This is a genomic window from Anaerotruncus sp. 1XD42-93 (assembly GCF_009917605.1).
Taxonomy (GTDB): Bacteria; Bacillota; Clostridia; order Oscillospirales; family Ruminococcaceae; genus Anaerotruncus.
Genome location: NZ_QZEG01000010.1, coordinates 33,633 through 48,374 on the forward strand (window position 1 = coordinate 33,633; position 14,742 = coordinate 48,374).

10 protein-coding genes are annotated in these 14,742 nt (G+C 53.9%); 8 read left to right on the forward strand and 2 right to left on the reverse strand.

The annotated features are described in order from the left end of the window. The first annotated feature begins 15 nt into the window (after positions 1 to 15). Positions 16 to 1,239, forward strand: coding sequence for a hypothetical protein (locus D5269_RS05845; RefSeq protein WP_016316236.1), 1,224 nt, complete (start codon positions 16 to 18; stop codon positions 1,237 to 1,239). Positions 1,240 to 1,313: 74 nt separating this feature from the next. On the opposite strand, the gene D5269_RS05850 is transcribed toward D5269_RS05845, so the two are convergent. Next, a complete protein-coding gene (locus tag D5269_RS05850) occupies positions 1,314 to 4,403 on the reverse strand; it encodes an efflux RND transporter permease subunit (RefSeq protein ID WP_120484095.1) in 3,090 nt (1,029 codons plus the stop codon). Beyond that, a complete protein-coding gene (locus D5269_RS05855; RefSeq protein WP_120484096.1) occupies positions 4,400 to 6,124 on the reverse strand; it encodes an efflux RND transporter periplasmic adaptor subunit in 1,725 nt (574 codons plus the stop codon). The genes D5269_RS05850 and D5269_RS05855 overlap by 4 nt, the downstream gene beginning before the upstream one ends. A 371-nt stretch (positions 6,125 to 6,495) precedes the next feature. On the opposite strand from D5269_RS05855, the gene D5269_RS05860 reads away from it, so the two are divergent. The 7 genes from D5269_RS05860 (at position 6,496) to asnS (ending at position 14,690) form a co-directional block, all read left to right on the forward strand. Next, positions 6,496 to 7,173 carry a response regulator transcription factor gene (locus tag D5269_RS05860; protein WP_120484097.1) on the forward strand — a complete coding sequence of 226 codons (678 nt, stop codon included), beginning with the start codon at positions 6,496 to 6,498 and terminating at the stop codon, positions 7,171 to 7,173. Then, positions 7,170 to 8,480, forward strand: coding sequence for a HAMP domain-containing sensor histidine kinase (locus D5269_RS05865; RefSeq protein ID WP_120484098.1), 1,311 nt, complete (start codon positions 7,170 to 7,172; stop codon positions 8,478 to 8,480). The genes D5269_RS05860 and D5269_RS05865 overlap by 4 nt, the downstream gene beginning before the upstream one ends. A gap of 118 nt (positions 8,481 to 8,598) precedes the next feature. After that, entirely contained in the window at positions 8,599 to 9,033 is a 435-nt protein-coding gene (locus D5269_RS05870) for a pyridoxamine 5'-phosphate oxidase family protein (RefSeq protein ID WP_120484099.1), read from the forward strand. Between the two features lie 74 nt (positions 9,034 to 9,107). Next, the gene (sigG, locus tag D5269_RS05875) at positions 9,108 to 9,878 is read left to right on the forward strand and encodes an RNA polymerase sporulation sigma factor SigG (protein ID WP_016316242.1); all 771 of its coding nucleotides are present in this window, start codon (positions 9,108 to 9,110) and stop codon (positions 9,876 to 9,878) included. Between the two features lie 374 nt (positions 9,879 to 10,252). Further along, positions 10,253 to 12,895 carry an alanine--tRNA ligase gene (alaS, locus tag D5269_RS05880; protein WP_120484100.1) on the forward strand — a complete coding sequence of 881 codons (2,643 nt, stop codon included), beginning with the start codon at positions 10,253 to 10,255 and terminating at the stop codon, positions 12,893 to 12,895. A gap of 16 nt (positions 12,896 to 12,911) precedes the next feature. Next, positions 12,912 to 13,253 (forward strand): histidine triad nucleotide-binding protein, encoded by a 342-nt coding sequence (locus tag D5269_RS05885; protein WP_016316245.1) that lies wholly within the window; start codon positions 12,912 to 12,914, stop codon positions 13,251 to 13,253. 42 nt (positions 13,254 to 13,295) lie between these two features. Next, the gene (gene asnS / locus D5269_RS05890) at positions 13,296 to 14,690 is read left to right on the forward strand and encodes an asparagine--tRNA ligase (protein ID WP_016316246.1); all 1,395 of its coding nucleotides are present in this window, start codon (positions 13,296 to 13,298) and stop codon (positions 14,688 to 14,690) included. Positions 14,691 to 14,742: the final 52 nt, after the last annotated feature.

The following is a 14,742-nucleotide window of genomic DNA, read 5'->3' on the forward strand; positions in this document are numbered from 1 at the left end:
AGGGGGAACTATAGAATGAGTACAACACCATGGAAGAGCGAGAAATGGTTCACAAGTCCGTGGAATTTTGCGGACGAAGTAAAAGAAACCTACCACTTTAAAAAGAATATCAAACTTCATGACGTGTCCCTGCGGGATGGAGAACAGCAGGCTGGGCTGATCTTCAGCAAGGATGAGAAAATCGCTCTAGCCGAGAGGATGGCTGAAATCGGGCTACATAGGATTGAGGCAGGAATGCCGGCAGTATCCCCGGACGACGAGGAAGCCATTCGCCAGATCGTCAAAAGGAACCTCGGTCCGGAGATTTTCGCTTTTTGCAGGTGCGTTAAAGATGATGTAAAACGGGCCGCAGACCTGGGAGTAGACGGGATCGTCATTGAAATCCCGTCCAGCGACCATATGATCGAAAAAGCCTACCGCTGGGATTTGGAAAAAGCGATACAGCTTTCGGTGGAAGCGACGGCATTTGCGAAGGAAAAGGGGCTTTATACCGTCTTTTTCCCGATCGACATGAGCCGGGCAGACATCAATTGGGCGATGAAACTGATTAAGCGGGTCGCGGACGAGGGGCACATGGATGCCCTTGCGATTGTGGACACATTTGGCGGCTTGAATCCCAATGCAATCCCATACCTGATCCGTACGGTCAAAAGCTATCTGGATAAACCGGTCGAGGTACATTTCCATGATGATTTCGGCCTTGGCAGTGCCAATACCATTATGGCGCTGGCTGCTGGGGCAGATGTGGCGCATACGACCATTTCGGCAATCGGGGAACGTGCGGGTAATACAGCCTATGAAGATGTAGCGCTCTCGCTCCTGACAATGTACGACGTCGATCTGGGACTGAAATACGACAAAATTTATGAACTTTCCAAACAGATGCGGGCATTTTCCGGGATGCCGGTCCGCCCTAACAGGGGAATTGTTGGAGATGATATTATGGACATCGAGTCGGGGATTATCACCGGCTGGTATCAGAATGTCAAGGCAACCGACCCATTGGAGCTGACCCCCTATCTGCCGGAACTGACCGGGCATCCGGACAACCGGATTCTGCTTGGCAAGGGGAGTGGCTTGCCAACTGTCGAACACTACCTGGAAAAGCTGGGGATGGAAATTCCTGAAAAGTCGAAATGCATGGAGATACTGGATCACGTGAAATCCTTGGCGATCCAGCATCATGGGCTTGTTTCGCAGGAGGAATTTTCGGAGATTGTCAAAAAGGTGCTGCAATAGTCCTGAAATGCACACAGCCCCCTCTGCCGTTGGCAGAGGGGGCTTGCTTTTGACCGATTCAGTTTTGCGAATCGTTAGTTGAAGAGGGCGGTGTCCTCAATCGCGGGAGCCGATACCGGCGCGGGTGGGGGTAGGGTGTTGTTTAAGTTTCCTTTGTTTCTTCCTTCAAAGATGAGATAGAAGGTCGGCAGGAGCAGCAGGGTCAACAGAGTGGAGGCGCAGAGACCGCCGATGATAACAACTGCCATTCCGCGCATCATCTCTGCACCGTCGCCGATTCCGAGTGACATCGGCACCATGGAAAGGACGGTGGTCAGAGTGGTCATCAGGATCGGGCGCAGACGGGTACGGCCGGTATTGAGCAGAGCGGTCTGCATATCCATGCTGGACCGGTACTGGTTGGTGGTATCGACAAACAGGATGCCGTTGTTGACCACCGTTCCAACCAGTGTCAGGAAGCCCATCAGAGAGGGCATGCTCAGGGTACTGTTGGTGAGATAGAGCAGGCCGAATGAGCCGATCAAGCTGAACGGGACACAGACCATCACCATCAGAGAAAATTTGGGAGATTCAAACTGCATCGCCATAACCATGAACACAAGCAGCGCAGCGATTGCGATTGCCATGCCGAGTGCAGAGAATTCCTGCATCATCTGTTCATCCATCGAACCGGAAGCCAATGTCACACCGTTGGGCAGCTGCATTGCCTGCACCTGTGCGAGAATCTCAGCTTTGGCGGTATACTTCGCTGCTTCGGTCGGCTGCCCGGTAACTGTAACAATGTACTGGTTATTTTTGCGGGTGATACTTTGTGGGCTGTCCGAGAAATTGATTTCTGCAACATCGAGCAACGGGACCTGCTGTCCAGCCGCGTTAATCAGGATCAGCCCGGAAAGGTCACTGATTGTCTGAAACCGTCCACGCGGATATTCGACCCAGATTTCGTATTCCTGTCCATTCTGCGAGAGGGTAGTGACCTCACTGCCGCTAAGTACCTTATAGATCAGCGAACCAATCTGCGCAGGCTGGAATCCTTTGGATGCGGCCTTGAGCGGATCGATCTCGACCTTGGCTTGCGGGTTGCCTTTTGCGACAGTAGAAGTCACTCGGACGATCCCGCTATTTTGGTGCATCAGCGATTCGATCTCGGCGGAAGTCGTTTTGAGCAGATCGTAATCGTTGCCCTGAAGGTTGACCTCTACGTCACCACCTCCGGCCATCGACCCCATAGAGCTACTGGACGATTCTACATTGATCTCACAGTCCAGCATCTCCCTGGTTTCCTGCCTCCACTGTTCGACTACCTCGTTGGTGGACATCTCTCGGTCACCTTTCAGATAGGCGGTGAGGGTTGCCCCGCCCGAACTGCCCATCATCATGCTTCCACCGCCGGTGCTGAGTGAGTATCGTTCCACGTCGGGATGATTTGCCGCAAGCTGTTCAATATCGGTCATAATTTCATCAATACGCCCGACCTGAAGCCCGGGACGCAGCTCGGCGCTGACCGCTATGGTTCCTTCATCGACAGACGGCATCATCTCAACGTGTATCAGAGGGATCAGAGCGAGCGAACCAACCAAAAGCAGGATAGAAACCAGAACCACCGTCTTTTTAAACGGAAGAATGTGACGAAGCAGGTTTCCATAACCGACCTCGACCTTCCGTACAAACCGAGAGATAGGCGCTTCCCGCCGCTCGACCGGTTTAAACATCGAAAAGAAGAGCGGCACGAGGGTGAGCGCACAGATCAGGGAGGCGGTCAGGGAAAAGATAATTGTGAACCCGAGTTGTTTGAAGAGCTGGCCGGAAAGGCCCTTCATTACACTGATCGGAAGGAACACAACAACGGTGGTAATCGTTGAGGCAATGATGGACATTGCGACAAACCCGGCGCCCTCGATTGCACATTTTTTGAAATCCTGCCGTTCTGTACTGCTGCGCCGGAAGCAACTCTCGATTACAACAATCGAGCTGTCGACCATCATGCCGACACCAATGACCATACCGCCCAGTGAAACGACGTTGAGTGAGAATCCCATCAGCTTCATCAGGATGACAGTAACCAGTAGGGAAATCGGCATCGAGCTTCCGACAATCAGCGATGCTTTGATATCCCCAAAAAAGAGGAAGAGCACTAGCATTGAAAGGAGGACCCCGAGAATCAATGTGCTGAATACTGTCTTGACCGAATCGACAATCATGTCGCTGCTGTCATAGATCACGTCAAGGCGGACGCCGCTATCAGCGGCATTGAGCCGCCCCACCTCCCGCAGCACTGTCCGCGAGACGTCGAGTGTGCTCGCACTCTGCCGCTTGGTGATCGAAAGGCTGATATTGTCCACACCATTGTATCGGCTGATGCTGTCCGCATCACGGGAGGTGCGGAATATCTGCGCAACATCCGAAAGATGAATCACACCGCCGCTGCGCAGGGGGATCGGGACGTCACGTAGAGATTCCACCGTCTTGTATTCGACAGCGGCCCGCACCGCGAGCGACTGGGTACCCATGTCCGCATCACCGGCAGGAATCGAAAAGTTGGCAGCGGAGAGGAGTGCGCTGATCGTGTCAATGTCGAGGCCATACTGACGCAGACGGTCCTCCATCAGCTGGATACTGATATATTCTTCCTGTCCACCCGCTACATCGACACTTGCAACGCCCGAGAGTTTTTCAAATTCGGGGACAATGCTCTCGTTGATATAGTTGAGCAGGTTGATATCGCCGGTTGCACTCGCCGAAAGCACGACACTGGGCATCCCGTTGACATCCATCTCCATAATGATCGGGTCAGATGCGTTGTCTGGCAGCAGGCCCTTGTATCGGTTGATCTTTTCCTGTAGGTCCATGTGCGCAATATCCATGTTGCTCCCATATTCCAGCTCAAGGATCACAAGGGAAACATTTTCCTGTGAGACCGACTGCACATTTTTCAGCCCGTTCAGTGTCGAGCAGGCGTCCTCGACCTTCTTGGAGACGAGCTCCTCCACGTCCTCCGGTCCTGCGCCTGGGTAGGTGGTCATAACCACGAACATCGGCATTTCAATATCGGGGGTCATTTCAAGTGGGGTAGTTGCAATCGACATTGCGCCAAAGACCAGCAGCGCAAATACAATGATAATCATTGAAACCGGCCGCTTGATTGCAAGTTTTGTCAGATTCATTTAGAGCCTCCCTGCATCACTTTCAACCCCGAAGCGTAACTCTGAGCGGCAGAGGAACTGCTCTTGGAGGATGAGGATTTAGAAGAGCTGTCGCTATCCATCCGGCGGACCGTCCGGTTCGGCTCGGTGGAGAGCTGCTCCTGTGGGACAGAGGAAGCCGCAGAAGAGATAGGTTCCGATTCGGAGGAAACAACATCCTCCGGAGTGGAGGCGGTTTCTTCCGCTTCGGAGCTTTCTCCGGAGCTGGCATCGGTATCCTTCTCGGCCGCGCCAACCGCCGCCGAAACCGCGACCACCGCATTTTCATCCCCCTGTACGACAACCTCCGCACCGTCCAACAGGCGGGGATGCCATGAGGTGATGACCCGATCATTTTCCGAGAGGCCCGAGAGAACTGCGATCTCGGTTTCGCTCGAAACACCGGTCTGAACCTCAGTCTTGACCGCTTTGCCGTTCCGGTAGAGATAAACATACGGTTGTTCAGCATCGTAGTAGAGGCAGTCGATCGGCAGGATGATGCTGTCGGTTGCCTTCTGGGTGGCGGCGTAGAGCTTGACTGTGGCGCCGGTATGTAGCTGAATCTGTTCGCCGTCTATGCTCGCCTTAATATTGAACAGGCCGGTCTGTGCATCAACCGCAGTGGGAATTTCAGTGATGGTGCCGACAGTTGTCTGACCGCCTGCTTCAATCTCGATCTCCTCACCGATCGAAAGGTTTTGCATCACCGACTCGGAAACCCCAAATCGCACAGTCATGATGCTTTTGTTCGAGATCACATAGGAAGGCTGTCCGGAAGGGGCGGGGTTCTGTTCAGACACATTTTTCTGTTCGATGATCCCGGAGATCGGCGCGGTGACCCGGGTGTACTCGATCGACTTGGCCTGGATCTGAAGCTGTGCTTCTGAGACCGCTTCCGCATCCTCACGGGAGACGCCAGCAGTCAGGTCGTAGGCTTCCTTCGCGGCATTGTAGCTGTTTTTGGCGTTGCGGTAGGCGGTGCGCGCTGAGCGAAGCTGCGGATCATCGTCGTCCTCCAACTCGTCTACCCTATCACGCGCATAGACATACTTCTCATAGGCAGTGGTGCGGGCGTTTTCCTTCTGTACAAGAAGCCTGTCCCGATCGGCGTCCGCGCCGTAAGTCGCTTTCAGTTCTTCGGCGGACATTCCGGAAATCCGGTCAAGCTCGAGGTCGAGATTTTCCATCTCCTTCTCAAACTTCTCGGCATCCCGCTGCTGCCGTTCAATCTCGTCCGCAACCCCATCGTTGAGGTTTTTCAGGTTGTCGCGGGCGGTGTTGAGCGCGCTCTGGGCGGCGTTCAGGCTGGACTTCATCGTGACGAGCTGGGTGTCGTACCCACTGCCCAGCTGTGCATCTGCCGCGATGCGGGCCGCATTATACTGGAGCTGCGCCATCTCGGGGTCGATCTCAAAAAGCAGCTGTCCTTTCTGCACTGGTTCCCCAATCTCGAAATAGGTGCGCAGGACGGTGCCGCTTGCCTTAGGGAACACCTGCACCGATTCCTCAGGCTGCACCGTACCGATAAAAGAGGTGGTCTGGGCAAGGCTGCCGCGGATAGGTTTGGCGACACTGACGTTGATTTCAGAAAGCTGCGCGGCAACAGGGGCGGTATCGTCGGGACCCATGCGGGACAGGAACCCGACAGCGGCAACGCCGCCAACAACTGCGCAGCACAAAAGTACTCCGGTGATCTTTTTCAATGGGAGAACCTCCTACTTACTTATTGAGATATATTCAACACACTTCAAAACGGGTATCCGTTTTGAAGTGGCAGGCGAAAGTCCGCCAGCACGCAAAGCGCGCCAGGTGATGAAGCAGGGCTGCTTGCAACAGTCCTCTGCGGCGCTCCCGCCGCAGGCTTGAAAGAATCAGTTTGGTTCTTTTCAAACGCTTCCCTTATAATTCTGATATAGTTTACAGCCGGATTATGAACCAAGTATGGACTGTGCAACCGTTTGTGTGAAAAATCTGTGAACGAGATGTTATATTTATGTTTTTGAGAAAACCCCTATCATTCTATCATATTTTCTGGTAGGATGGTAGCAGGAATTTTTGAAAAAGGAGGGATCGTATGGCGGTAATTTTGGTCGTGGATGACAACCAGAAAATTCGCAGGCTGATCGACATTTATCTGCGCCGGGAAGGGTTTTCCACCCTGCTTGCCGAAACCGGGGAGCAGGCTTTGCACTTGCTGGGGGAGCAGGCGGTCGACCTGATGATCGTTGACATCATGATGCCGGGGATGGACGGTTATGCGCTGGTTCGGCAGCTCCGGGAAAATCGGATGGAGATACCGGTACTGATGGCGACCGCCAAAACCGAGTTCGTGGACAAAAAAGAAGGGTTTGAGGCGGGCGCAGACGATTATATGACCAAACCGGTTGATCTGGAAGAACTGGTTCTGCGGGTGCGGGCGCTGCTCCGACGCAGCCGGATTTACAGCGAGAATCAAATACGGATCGGCGAGGTGACACTCGATTATAATACGCTCGAGGTCCGGCTCCCGGGGGAGACAGTCGTGCTTCCGCAAAAGGAATTTTACCTGCTTTACAAGTTGTTCTCCTATCCCAACCGGATTTTTACCCGCCAGGAGCTGATGGATGAAATCTGGGGATTTGACAGTGAAACCAGCCCCCGTACCGTAGACGTGCACATCAAGCGGCTGAGGGAGCGGTTTGAGCAGATCCCTGACATGGAAATATCCACTATCCGGGGGCTTGGCTATAAAGGAGTGCAGAAGGGTACATGAAAAAGCGCTGCAAACGCCGCAGTACGGTTTACCATCAGGTTGTGGGTCTGCTCTGTCTGATAATGCTGGTCACTACGGCGGTCCCAACAGTCATGTTTTCCCATTTCTCCAGACGGGCGTTCGCCGGCGATGTACAAAATCAGGTGCTGTCCAGTATTGACACTGTAGCGGATTATCTGGAACAGCACCACCTGCCCCTTTCGGACATTGACGAGCTGCTCAGTTTTGAGCGTCTCCGGCTTCGGATACTGGATGATCTTTCCCCGCTTGAGCTGGACAAAGAGGAACAGAGAAGGCTCGCGGCTGATGGCTACCTTGTGTTCTCCCGGACCAGTGGGAACGGTCTACCTCATGCGATGCTCAACCGGTATAAGGACAGCTATATCCTGGTTCAGGCGGACATGGAACCGATCTTCCGACTCTCCCGTCAGACCAAATTGCTTTCGCTGCTGCTTACCCTGCTGATCGGCCTTATCGCCGCGATGATCGGTGGCTACCGCCTGCTGGTGCCGGTGCGTATGCTGGACGAGGCAACCCGTAAGGTCGCGGCAGGGGATTTTACCGTCCGGATTCCCGCCCCAAAGCGCATGGATGAGATTGGTTCGCTGATCGAGAGTTTTAACACCATGACACGGGAGCTTGGCAGTGTTGAGATGCTCCGCAGCAACTTTGTTTCGGACATCTCACATGAGTTCAAGACGCCGCTGACCGCCATCGAAGGATATGCCAAACTGCTTGAGGGGGATTGCAGCCCAGAGGAACGCAGGGAATATGTGGGGACGATCACCGACGAAACCCGCAGGCTGTCGGTTCTGGTGGCGAACATTCTGATGATTAACCGGCTGGATAAAGGCAATATCCCATCCGAGCGGCATCCAGTGCGGATTGACGAGCAGATTCGGCATGCGCTTGCCCTCTGTGAGGCGGGCTGGACCGGAAAAAATTTGGAGTTGGACCTCGAACTGGATGAAATTTATTTTGCAGGTTATGAGTCGTTATTGATGCAGGTGTGGGCGAACCTGATCGACAATGCGGTAAAGTTTTCTCCGGATGGAGGACGGATTTCCCTGGCTCTGCACCAGAAAGGGGAGCGGGTGGTGTTTGTCATCTGCAACGATGGGGACAACATTCCGGAGGAAAGTCGGCCGCATCTGTTTGAGCAGTTTTATAAGGCCGATCCTTCCCGAGGAGGAGAGGGAAACGGTCTGGGGCTTTCGATCGTCAAGCGGGTAGCGGAGTTGCATGGTGGGGAAGCATCTGTAGAAAACCTGCCCGGAAGCGGCGTGCGTTTTACCATATTCTTGTAAGGGATTCAGGTCTTGCCTGATTTTTTGCCTGGGAAATCGCATCAGAAGTTTTCTCCCACTTTTGACTGTGCCCTGTGGGACAAGAAATATAGTTCAGGAAAAGAAAGGGGCCTTTTTTATGAGAGACGCAGAAAAAACCATTGGAAATCTAATGGATAAACAGTCGGTCTGCTTTTTGGGCGCGATTGATAAGGAGGGGTTCCCGAGCGTCAAGGCGATGCTCCAACCGCGCGAACGGGAGGGAATTCACACCTTCTGGCTGACCACAAACACCTCGTCGCTGCATGTGGCGCAGTACCGCGAGAATCCTGCGGCTTGCCTTTATTTCTGTGACCGGCGTTTTTTCCGAGGTGCGCTGTTGACCGGTACCATAGAGATATTGACCGACTCGGAGTCCCGCTACCGGATCTGGCGGGAAGGGGATACGGCCTACTATCCGCAGGGTCCGGATGACCCAGACTACTGTGTATTGCGTTTTACCGCCCGGTCAGGACGGTATTACCACAACTTCAAGTCCGAAGATTTTGCAATACAAGAAACTATTGGAAACTGAAAAATCCTGCATGATCTTCCCGCGCACTGCCCATACTTTTCTCGAATGTAGAGAGTATAAGGGGTGCGCGGGATTTGTATATCAATAAAGTGGAAATCTGCGGGGTAAACACCTCCAAACTGACTGTCCTGAAGGAAAAGGAAAAGATCGAACTGCTAAAAAGAATTCGTGCGGGAGATCAGGCGGCGCGGGACGAGATGATAAACGGCAATCTTCGGCTGGTGCTGTCGGTCGTGCAGAAATTCACCAACCGGGGGGAAAACCTCGATGATCTGTTTCAGGTGGGATGTATTGGCCTGATTAAAGCGATCGACAATTTTGATCCGAACCAAAATGTCCGGTTTTCTACCTATGGCGTGCCGATGATTATCGGGGAAATCCGGCGGCATCTGCGGGACAACAACGCGGTGCGGGTGAGCCGTTCACTCCGGGACATGGCATATAAGGCGATGCAGGCCAAAGAGGCGCTGATGAACCGCAACTCCCGGGAGCCGACGGTTGATGAGATCGCAAAGGAAATGGGGGTTAAGAAGGAGGATGTCGTGCTTGCACTCGAGGCGATCGTCGAACCGATGTCCCTCTACGAACCGGTCTATTCGGATGGCGGGGACACCATCTTTGTGATGGACCAGGTGGGGGATAAAAATGGTGAGAGCGACTGGATGGACGAAATCGCGATCAAGGAGGCGATGAAGAGTCTCGGAGAACGGGAAAAAAAGATTTTGTCCCTGCGCTTTTTTGTCGGCAAAACACAGATGGAGGTTGCAAAGGAGATCGGAATTTCACAGGCACAGGTTTCAAGACTGGAAAAGGGTGCGCTCGAATGGATCAAAAAGCACATTTAAAAGAAAAATGCCGGCATCTGCCATGTGCAAGTTTGAAGAAAATCGCCTGAAACGTCCGGATGAGGAGATCAGACGGTTGACTTTTCCAAAGTCAGGGTATATACTGTTTTGCATATGGCAATGACGGGATCAACCATCGTATGTTTGCCCCAGAGAAGCGGCCCTTTGGCTGTGAGGCCGCCGCAAGACCCGATGGAAGCCATCCCCGAGCCTTCCGGCGCGGAGCTGGACGCGGTGCGAGCGTTAATCCTTTTGAGCGGCGCGATTGCGCAATATGGGTGGTACCGCGGAAGGTGTTGGTTACGCTTTTCGTCCCATTTATGGGGCGGGGGCGTTTTTTATTTTGTCACAATTTTAAAGGAGCGATAGAGACAATGCAATGGACTGGACTGAATGAACTGCGTGAAAAATTCCTCAGCTTTTTTGAAAGCAAAGAACATCTGCGTCTGCCGAGCTTTCCCTTGATGCCGGCCGCGGATGAAGCGAGCCTGCTGCTGATCAACTCAGGCATGGCCCCCATGAAAAAATGGTTCCTCGGCATCGAAACCCCACCCAGAAAACGGGTCACCACCTGTCAGAAGTGCATCCGCACCCCGGACATCGAAAACGTGGGAAAAACCGCGCGGCACGGCACCTACTTTGAAATGCTTGGGAATTTCTCGTTTGGCGATTACTTCAAGCACGAGGCGACCGCGTGGGCCTGGGAATTTATCACCAAAGTGCTTGAGCTTCCGGTAGACCGGCTTTGGGTTTCGGTCTATGAGGACGATGACGAAGCGGTTGAAATCTGGACCAAAGAGGTCGGCGTGGACCCGACTCATATTGTCCGTCTGGGCAAGGACGATAACTTCTGGGAGATCGGCTCCGGTCCCTGCGGTCCCTGCTCCGAGATCTATTTTGACCGCGGCGAGAAGTACGGCTGCGGCAAGCCGACCTGCGGCGTCGGCTGCGACTGTGACCGCTATGTCGAGTTCTGGAATCTGGTGTTTTCCCAGTTCGACGGGGATGGGAACGGCCATTACGAGCGGATGGAGCACCCAAACATCGACACCGGCATGGGCCTGGAGCGTCTCGCCTGCATCATGCAGGGGGTGGACAATCTCTTTGAAGTGGACACCGTCCAGAATATCATGAGCCACATCGCCAAGATCGCGGGGGTGCAGTACCACACCAACGAGAAAACCGACGTTTCCCTGCGGGTCATCACCGACCACATCCGTTCAACCACCTTCATGGTCGGTGACGGCATCCTTCCGCAGAATGAGGGGCGCGGTTATGTCCTGCGCCGTCTGCTCCGCCGCGCCGCACGTCATGGACGTCTGCTCGGGATCGACCATCCGTTCCTCTATGAGGTTGCCGAAACGGTTATCCGTGAGAACGCCAACGCATACCCGAATCTGGTTGAGAATAAAGATTACATCATCAAGGTTATCAAGGTAGAAGAAGAGCGGTTCGCCCGCACGATCGACCAGGGAATCGAGCTGCTCAACGCGATCATCGACAAGATCGACTCAAATATGGAGAACAAGATGGTGCGGGGCGCGGATGCGTTCAAGCTCTATGATACCTTCGGATTCCCGGTTGATCTGATTAAGGAGATTCTCGAGGAACGGGGGATCGGGCTGGATGAAGAAGAGTTCATCGCCAAGATGGAGGAACAGAAGCAGCGCGCCCGCGAAGCCCGCGCCGCGATGGGCGATCTCGGCTGGGAGGAGGACATCCTCTCAGACGTGAAAGAGCATGGCAATTTCGTGGGTTATACCGACTTTGCCGCCAAAGCCAAAGTAGTGGCAATCATCAAGGATAACCAGCGGGCGGAAGAGCTATCGGATGGCGAGCTTGGCTCGATCGTGCTGGATATTACCCCGTTCTATGCTGAGAGCGGCGGTCAGGCCGGAGATGGCGGTATGCTCAAAAGTGACAGCAGTTTTTTCAATGTCTTTGACTGCAAAAAATCCAAAGGTGGACATTTTGTACATGTAGGGGAGCTGACTGCCGGAACCTTGAAGGTGGGGGACACGGTCACTGCGGCGATCAATGCAGGACGCCGCCGCGATATTATGCGCAACCATACCTCCTGCCATCTGCTTCAGGCGGCACTGCGTAATGTGCTCGGAGATCATGTGCATCAGGCGGGCGCCTTCTACGACGACAACATCTGCCGGTTCGACTTCACCCACTTCTCTGCGGTTACGCCCGAGGAGCTGGAGAAGGTCGAGGAGATCGTCAACCGGGCGGTACTTTCCGCGATCGACGTGGAGGTACGGGAGATGCCGATTGACGAAGCGAAAAAGCTCGGGGCAATGGCGCTGTTTGGGGAAAAGTATGGCGATACCGTACGGGTCTGCAACGTGCCGGGCGAGTCAATCGAGCTTTGCGGCGGCACCCATCTGGACAATACTGCAAAAGTCGGCCTCTTCAAAATTGTGAAGGAATCTTCGGTCGCGGCAGGTATCCGCAGGATTGAGGCGGTCACCGGCCGGAATGTGCTCAAGCTGATCTCCGACCAGGAAAAGCTGATGCAGGAGACTGCATCGGCGCTGAAGGTCGGCAATCCCGCTGAGCTTCCCGTCAAGGCGGCCGCGCTCAACAGTGAGATGAAAGCCCTTCAGAAGGAGCTGGACGGGATCAACAGCAAACTTGCCGAGGTGCAGATGAGCAACCTGTTTGATGGTGCGCAGGAGGTTGGCGGCATCCGGATTGCAAGCATCTCTCTCAACGGCGCGAAGGTGGAAGCGCTGCGCACGATGGGAGACCATGCGCGTGACCGGAATCCGGCAGCAATCTGTGTTCTGACCACAGTCAATGCCGGAAAGGCGAGCATCCTTGTCTGCTGCGGCAAAGATGCGGTCGCGAAAGGTGCTCACGCCGGCAGGATCGTCAAGGAGTTCACCGCACTCTGCGGTGGATCGGGTGGCGGTCGTCCGGACTCCGCAATGGGCGGCACTACCGAGATTTTTAAGATCGACGAAGCGGTTGCACAGCTTCCGGCGATTGTGGGCAAATTTATTCAATAATCAGGAGGGATCGGCTGTGAGCGATTGTCTGTTTTGCAAGATCATTGCGGGAGAGATCCCGAGCAAAAAGATTTATGAGGATGACCGGTGTTATGCATTCCATGACATTGATCCGCAGGCGCCGGTACATTTTCTGGTGGTGCCCAAAGCGCATATTTCGGGCGCAAATATGCTCACCGAGGAAAACTGCGCGGTGGTTGGGCATATCTTTGCAGTAATTGCCAAGCTTGCGAAGGGACTGGACTGCGGGGATGATTTTCGCGTGGTCAACAACTGTGGCCCAATGGCGGGACAAACGGTCGGGCACCTGCACTTCCATGTACTCGCGCAGCGCAACCTTGCCTGGCCTCCAGGCTGATTGGCAGATTGAAAAGCAGATTTCAGAAAAGGTGGTCATATTGTGAAAAGGACAGAGATCAAAAAGCTGTTCACGGCAGTACAGGAATATACCAGTGCGCCAGTAACCGTCTGCGGATGGGCAAAAACGATCCGGGACTCCAAGTCGATCGGCTTTATCGAGCTGAACGATGGTTCTTCCTTTCAGAACTTACAGGTTGTCCTTGAAGCGGGTAAACTTGAGAATTTTTCCGAGGTCGTCAAACTCAATGTCGGCAGTGCGCTGGTGGTCCGCGGCTCGATCCTGTTGACCCCGGATGCGAAACAGCCGTTTGAGCTTCATGCAGACGCGGTGGAGATTGAAGGGGCTTCCACTCCGGACTATCCGCTCCAGAAGAAGCGCCATTCGCTTGAATTCCTGCGTTCGATCGCGCATCTGCGTCCGCGCACCAATACCTTTGCAGCAGTGTTCCGGGTGCGGTCGGTCGCGGCTTACGCAATCCATAAGTTTTTCAACGAACGCGGTTTCGTTTATGTGCATACCCCGCTGATTACCGGCAGTGACGCGGAGGGGGCAGGGGAGATGTTCCGGGTCACCACCCTTGATCCACTGAACCCGCCGCTTACCGAGGACGGAAAGGTAGATTACTCGCAGGACTTTTTCGGAAAGGCGACCAATCTCACCGTCTCCGGGCAGCTGGAGGGGGAATGTATGGCGCTGGCATTCTCGAATATTTACACGTTCGGGCCGACCTTCCGCGCAGAAAACTCCAATACGGCCCGCCATGCAGCGGAATTCTGGATGGTCGAGCCGGAGATTGCATTTGCGGATCTTCAGGATAACATGGACCTTGCACAGGATATGATAAAATTTGTACTCTCCTATGTACTTGAGCAGTGCCCGCAGGAGATGACGTTTTTCAACAATTTCTATGACAAGGGGCTGATCGAGCGGCTTAACGGGATCGTCCATTCGGAGTTTGCACACCTGACCTACACCGAAGCGGTCGAGCAGCTGGAAAAAGTCAAAGACCAGTTCCAGTACCCGGTTTACTGGGGATGTGATCTCCAGACCGAGCATGAACGGTATCTAACCGAGGAGCTAATGAAGCGGCCGGTATTTGTGACCGATTATCCAAAGGAAATCAAGGCGTTTTATATGCGCCTGAATGATGATAACAAGACGGTCGCAGCGGTAGATATGCTGGTGCCTGGTATTGGGGAGATCATTGGCGGAAGCCAGCGTGAAGAGCGGCTTGATGTGCTGACCAGCCGAATTGCAGAGCTTGGCCTGAAAGAAGAGGACTACAGCTGGTACCTTGATCTCCGCAGATATGGCGGTGCCAGACATTCTGGATTTGGATTGGGCTTCGAACGGTTGATTATGTATATCACTGGGGTTTCGAATATTCGGGACGTGCTTCCGTTCCCGCGGACAACCGGTTCGGCAGAATATTGAGTTTGTGTTTCGCGCGCGGGTAGTTTACCCGCGCGCGGTTTTTGACAGGGAG

Coding starts and splice junctions, on each gene's coding strand:
- D5269_RS05845 (WP_016316236.1), top strand. CDS start 16: ATGAGTACAACACCATGGAAGAGCGAGAAATGGTTCACAAGTCCGTGG.
- D5269_RS05850 (WP_120484095.1), bottom strand. CDS start 4,403: ATGAATCTGACAAAACTTGCAATCAAGCGGCCGGTTTCAATGATTATC.
- D5269_RS05860 (WP_120484097.1), top strand. CDS start 6,496: ATGGCGGTAATTTTGGTCGTGGATGACAACCAGAAAATTCGCAGGCTG.
- D5269_RS05865 (WP_120484098.1), top strand. CDS start 7,170: ATGAAAAAGCGCTGCAAACGCCGCAGTACGGTTTACCATCAGGTTGTG.
- D5269_RS05870 (WP_120484099.1), top strand. CDS start 8,599: ATGAGAGACGCAGAAAAAACCATTGGAAATCTAATGGATAAACAGTCG.
- alaS (WP_120484100.1), top strand. CDS start 10,253: ATGCAATGGACTGGACTGAATGAACTGCGTGAAAAATTCCTCAGCTTT.